Origin of the sequence: Dietzia massiliensis (genome assembly GCF_018390595.1) — a bacterium.
GTDB classification, from domain to species: domain Bacteria; phylum Actinomycetota; class Actinomycetes; order Mycobacteriales; family Mycobacteriaceae; genus Dietzia; species Dietzia massiliensis.
The window spans coordinates 1-4251 of sequence record NZ_JAHBAV010000101.1 but is presented as its reverse complement, the minus strand read 5'-3'; the positions used below and the strand labels follow the sequence as shown (position 1 = coordinate 4251).

The 4251-nt window shown below is 71.7% G+C and carries 5 protein-coding genes; 4 read left to right on the top strand and 1 reads right to left on the bottom strand.

The window, feature by feature from the left end; genetic code table 11:
- The first annotated feature begins 215 nt into the window (after positions 1 to 215).
- The gene (locus KHA85_RS16045) at positions 216 to 557 is read left to right on the top strand and encodes a histone-like nucleoid-structuring protein Lsr2 (RefSeq protein WP_213186574.1); all 342 of its coding nucleotides are present in this window, start codon (positions 216 to 218) and stop codon (positions 555 to 557) included.
- Positions 558 to 768: 211 nt separating this feature from the next.
- Here the strand turns inward: KHA85_RS16045 and KHA85_RS16040 are convergent, their stop codons facing one another.
- On the bottom strand, positions 769 to 1488 hold the full coding sequence (locus KHA85_RS16040) for an enoyl-CoA hydratase/isomerase family protein (RefSeq protein ID WP_213186573.1): 720 nt from the start codon (positions 1486 to 1488) through the stop codon (positions 769 to 771).
- A 161-nt stretch (positions 1489 to 1649) separates the two neighbouring features.
- Between KHA85_RS16040 and KHA85_RS16035 the strand changes: the two genes are divergently transcribed.
- From KHA85_RS16035 to KHA85_RS16025, 3 genes are read left to right on the top strand one after another with little or no spacing between them, the layout of a single operon-like run.
- Entirely contained in the window at positions 1650 to 2324 is a 675-nt protein-coding gene (locus KHA85_RS16035) for a TetR/AcrR family transcriptional regulator (RefSeq protein ID WP_308936980.1), read from the top strand.
- Positions 2321 to 3193: an acyl-CoA thioesterase domain-containing protein gene (locus KHA85_RS16030; protein WP_213186572.1), complete on the top strand. Its 873-nt coding sequence runs from the start codon at positions 2321 to 2323 to the stop codon at positions 3191 to 3193. The genes KHA85_RS16035 and KHA85_RS16030 overlap by 4 nt, the downstream gene beginning before the upstream one ends.
- Positions 3190 to 4080 (top strand): maleylpyruvate isomerase N-terminal domain-containing protein, encoded by an 891-nt coding sequence (locus KHA85_RS16025; RefSeq protein ID WP_213186571.1) that lies wholly within the window; start codon positions 3190 to 3192, stop codon positions 4078 to 4080. Before KHA85_RS16030 ends, KHA85_RS16025 begins: the two co-directional genes overlap by 4 nt.
- Positions 4081 to 4251 lie beyond the last annotated feature (171 nt).

Sequence of the window (4251 nt, the reverse complement as noted above, 5' to 3'; positions counted from 1 at the left end):
TCCGGTCAGCTCCAGAATCGGATCAATGCACTCTGATTCCGGAAGGGCCGCTAAAGTCACGACGACTTACACGCCCAACACCTATGAATCGACTTAAAACGTCAGCATTGCAAACATTTCCATCGAACGTTTTCAAAAGTAGTGTGTGCGGACTGTGAATTGTTTGTGCATAATGTCCTCGAAAGACGGATAGCCGGAGCAGGGAGAAGAAGCGCATGGCACAACAGTTCCAGGTTCAGTACATCGACGACCTCGACGGAACGGATCTCGGCACAGAGGCCAATTCCATTTCGTTCGCGTTCGACGGCAAGGAATACACGATCGACCTCAGTGATGAGAACGCCGAGAAGTTCCGTGAGGTCATGGCGCCGTACGTCGAGAACGGCCACCGCGTGACATCGAACAAGGCTAAGCCAGCACGCCGGACGGCGGGCAAGACGTCCTCGTCGGGGGAGACCAAGGCCATTCGTGAATGGGCGCGGAACAACGGATACGAGGTCTCCGACCGCGGCCGAATTCCCGCCGACATCATGGACGCGTACGCCGCGGCCAACTGATCGCCGTGAGCAGAGCGCGGCCGCCCGGACGGGCGGGCAATGGGCTCTGTTGACGAGAACTGAATCACACCTCCGAATTGGACGCTTCTCGTAAGAACTGTCTTCTCTCCGGCGAGAAAGGGACCTACAGCCCACGCGGGGTGTAGGTCCTTTTCCTCTTGCGTGCCTCGCGCCGCGGTCGGTCAAATCGTCGCGTATTCCACTCCGGGTCTCAGAGTTGCTCGACCGGCGCGTCCAGATGGGGCAGTATCCCCGCGACGAGACCGGCGCGGATGCCCGCGTAATTCGGCCCGCGCAGCGAGGCCAGTTCCGCGGCCACGGCGACGGCCCGGTCGAGGACCGACTCGGCGTCGACGGTCTCGTGCGCGATCCTGGCCGAGACGGCTTCGGCGGCGGTGTAGCGGTGGGCGGTGAGCATCGCGGTGGCCGCCACCGGATGGCCGAGGCGGGTCGTCACGAGCGCGTTCATGCCCGCCGGGAACGGCATCCCCAGCCTCGCCTCGGGGAGGTTCCAAAAGCCGCGGTCCGACCGCATCACCCGGTGGTCGTGGCTCACCGCGAACATCGCCCCGGCGCCGAACGCGTGACCGTTGACCGCCGCCACCGTCGGCAGCTCCAGCCGCAGCACCCGGGCGAACAGTCGCTGCACCCGCGTCACGTACGCGGGCAGCCCCGGGGGGTCCGAGGCGACGACCCCCAGATCGAGCCCGTTGGAGTAGAACCGCCCGGCGCCCGTGGTGACGAGCGCGGCCGGGCCCTCCGAGGCCTCGACCTCGTCGAGCGCGGCGTCGAGCGAGTCGAGGAGGTCCGGGGAGAAGACGTTCTCGGGATTGCCGGCCTCTTCTGTCGGCTCCGTGGTGGTCGGCTCGGGGTCCATCAGCTCAGAGAATCGCAGGACGAAGACGCTGTCATGACGGCTCACAGTGGTCATGACCCCAGCCTATGCCGACCCGGCGGGCGCGCGGGTAACGCTGTCTCAGCAGGGGCGGACCCGGTGTGACGGCACTGTCGCGACGCCCGTATCACGGTGTCCCGCCGACACGCCACGCCGGTATGACGGTGAACTCGTCGTCGTCGTCGTACCCTGCCGGGGTGACCCCTACCTCGACGCGTGCCTCCACCCACGCCCAGTACGACGACTCGCTGCGGCGGGGGATCCTCGACGAGGCCACCCGGCGGCTCCGCGACGCGCCCCCCGAGACGCTCGGACTGCGGCCGCTGGCCGCCTCCCAGGGCACCTCCACCACGGCCATCTACACGATGTTCGGCGGCAAGGCCGGACTGCTCGCCGCGGTCGCGTACGAGGCCGACAGTCAGCTCGCCGCCGCCCTGCGTGACGCCCTGCGGCACGACAGCGTCGAGGGCGACGTCCGGTCCCTGTGCCGCGCGTACCGCCTGTGGGCGCTCGAGAACCAGGGCCTCTACGGCCTCGTCGTGGGCGAGCCCGCGCGGTCGCCGCGGGCCGGGACCGAGCGCGGCGCTGGTGACCCCGACGAGCCGCTGTGGCGCGAGCCGCTGCTCGAGGTGGTGGACGCGGCGGTCGACGAGGGCGTCTTCCGGGCCGCCGACGTGCACGAGGCCGCGACCGCCATCTGGGCGTCGCTGCACGGCGTGGTCTCGCTGGAGCTGAGCGTGTGGCGCTCCTCGCCCAGCGCCGAGCAGTACTTCGAGACGCAGCTCGCGGCGATCCTGCGGTCGTGGGCGGGCGGCTCGGCGGGGACGGCGCGCACGCTCGGCGCGACCGGCACGGACGGCGTGGCCCGATGAGCGAGCGCGCGTTCTTCACCCTCGACGACTCGGGCGCCTACATCCCCACGATCTTCGCGCGCAGCGCGTGGTCGGACAGCATGGTCAACGGCCCCGCCGTGGTGGCGGCGGCCGCGCGCGCCCTGGAGCTCGAGCACGGCGCCGACGGCTTCCATCCGGCGCGCCTGACCGTGGATCTGTTCGCGCCGGTCCGCAACGAGCCGCTCGTCGCGCGCACCTCGGAGATCCGCGCCGGGAACCGCATCCGCGTGGCCGACGTCGAGTTGACGCAGGGCGACAAGGCCGTCGCCCGCGCCACGCTCGTCCAGCTGCGCCGCGGCGAGCAGCCGCCGGGCCGGATCTGGCGGTCGGGGCGGGTCGTCGAGCCCCCGACGGGGGCCGCGGACGAGCCCGACAAGCCCGGCTCCAACGTCTTTTTCGGCAGTGGCGAGAACCCGGTCACGTGGGACCGTGACATGGGCCTGCACCAGAATGACCAGCGGAAACGCTTCTGGCAGCAGCCGCTCGACACCATCACCGGTGAGGACTCCACGCCGTTCCAGCGCGCGGTGACGCTGGCCGAGTCGACGAGCCTCATGACGCACTGGGGCGACGAGGGGATCGGCTTCATCAACGCCGACCTCACCGTGGCGCTGGCGCGCCTGCCGCGCTCGCGTGACCTGGGGATCGAGGCCGACGAGCACATCAGCGCCGAGGGCGTCGCGGTGGGCACGGCCTCGCTGTTCGACCGGGACGGCGTGTTCGCCACCGGCACCGTCGTGGCCGTGTCCAACGCGGGGCGGCAGATCGACTTCACGCGGCGCGGGCCGGGCGGCGACTCGGAGGACCGCGGCTCGCTCGGCGGTTCGGAGAGGGCGAGGCGGGTATGACTGACGGCCCCGATTCCGGCTCCGCCTCCCGCCTCACCCACGCGCGGATGCTCGACGCGCTCGAGGCGCAGGTCGGGCTGGTGCGGTTCGCACTGGCGGGGGACGGGTCGGCTGGCTCGGGGTCAGGTGGCTCGGGGTCGGGTGCTGCGGACGTCGCCGCCGCCGTGCCCTCGTGCCCCGACTGGACCGTCCGCGATCTCGTCGCGCACCTGGGCACCGTCAACTGGTGGGCCGGTCAGACGGTCCGCGACGCGACGCCCGACGCCCGGACCCGCGGCATGAGCGCGGTGCAGCGCTCGGCGCCGCCGGCCACGGACGGCGCGGCCGCGCTCGCCGACTGGTACGCGCGGATCGCCGACGAGATGCTCCGGACCCTCACCGACACCGCCCCCGACGCGCCCGCCTGGACCTTCTCCGGCGCCGGCCGCGCCGACTTCTGGCTCCGGCGGCAGCTGCACGAGACCACGATCCACCGCTGGGACGTCGAGGTCACACTGCACGGCGCGGCCGCGACGACGCCGGTGTCGGAGGACGTGGCCGTCGACGGCATCGACGAGTTCTGCACGGTGATGCGCCCGCACTTCGCCGGTCGCGTGCCCGCGCTGCCGCTGACGATCCGCCTGCGCGCCGTGCCCCACGCGGCCTCGGACGGCGTTGCGGCGGGCGGCCTCGCGGCGGGCGCCGAGCCGGTCGGTGCGGGCGCGCTGGGCGCGCTCGAGTGGGAACTGCCGGGGCCGCCGGACGGCGGGGAGATCGAGGTGGCCGGCCCGCCGGAGACCCTCGCCCTGATGCTGTGGGGGCGCGTGCGCTCAGGCGCCGCGGACCTGGAGGTCACCGGCGACCGCGACGGCCTCGACGCCGCCCTGGAGGCCGGGCTGTCCGCGTGAGCGGGCCGACGGCGTGAGGTTCCCCGCCGCGGTGGCGTGGGTCGCGCTCGGCGGCGCGATCGGGACGTCCGCGCGCGTCGCCGTGACCGAGGCGTTCGCGCCGGCGCTCGCCGCGACCCTCGCCGTCAACGTCCTCGGCGCGTTCCTGTTGGGCGCGCTGCTCACCGCCCT

What these genes read in the sequence shown, in the direction of transcription:
- KHA85_RS16025 (WP_213186571.1), top strand. Translation starts at nt 3,190, where the DNA reads ATGACTGACGGCCCCGATTCCGGCTCCGCCTCCCGCCTCACCCACGCG.
- KHA85_RS16045 (WP_213186574.1), top strand. Translation starts at nt 216, where the DNA reads ATGGCACAACAGTTCCAGGTTCAGTACATCGACGACCTCGACGGAACG.
- KHA85_RS16030 (WP_213186572.1), top strand. Translation starts at nt 2,321, where the DNA reads ATGAGCGAGCGCGCGTTCTTCACCCTCGACGACTCGGGCGCCTACATC.
- KHA85_RS16040 (WP_213186573.1), bottom strand. Translation starts at nt 1,488, where the DNA reads ATGACCACTGTGAGCCGTCATGACAGCGTCTTCGTCCTGCGATTCTCT.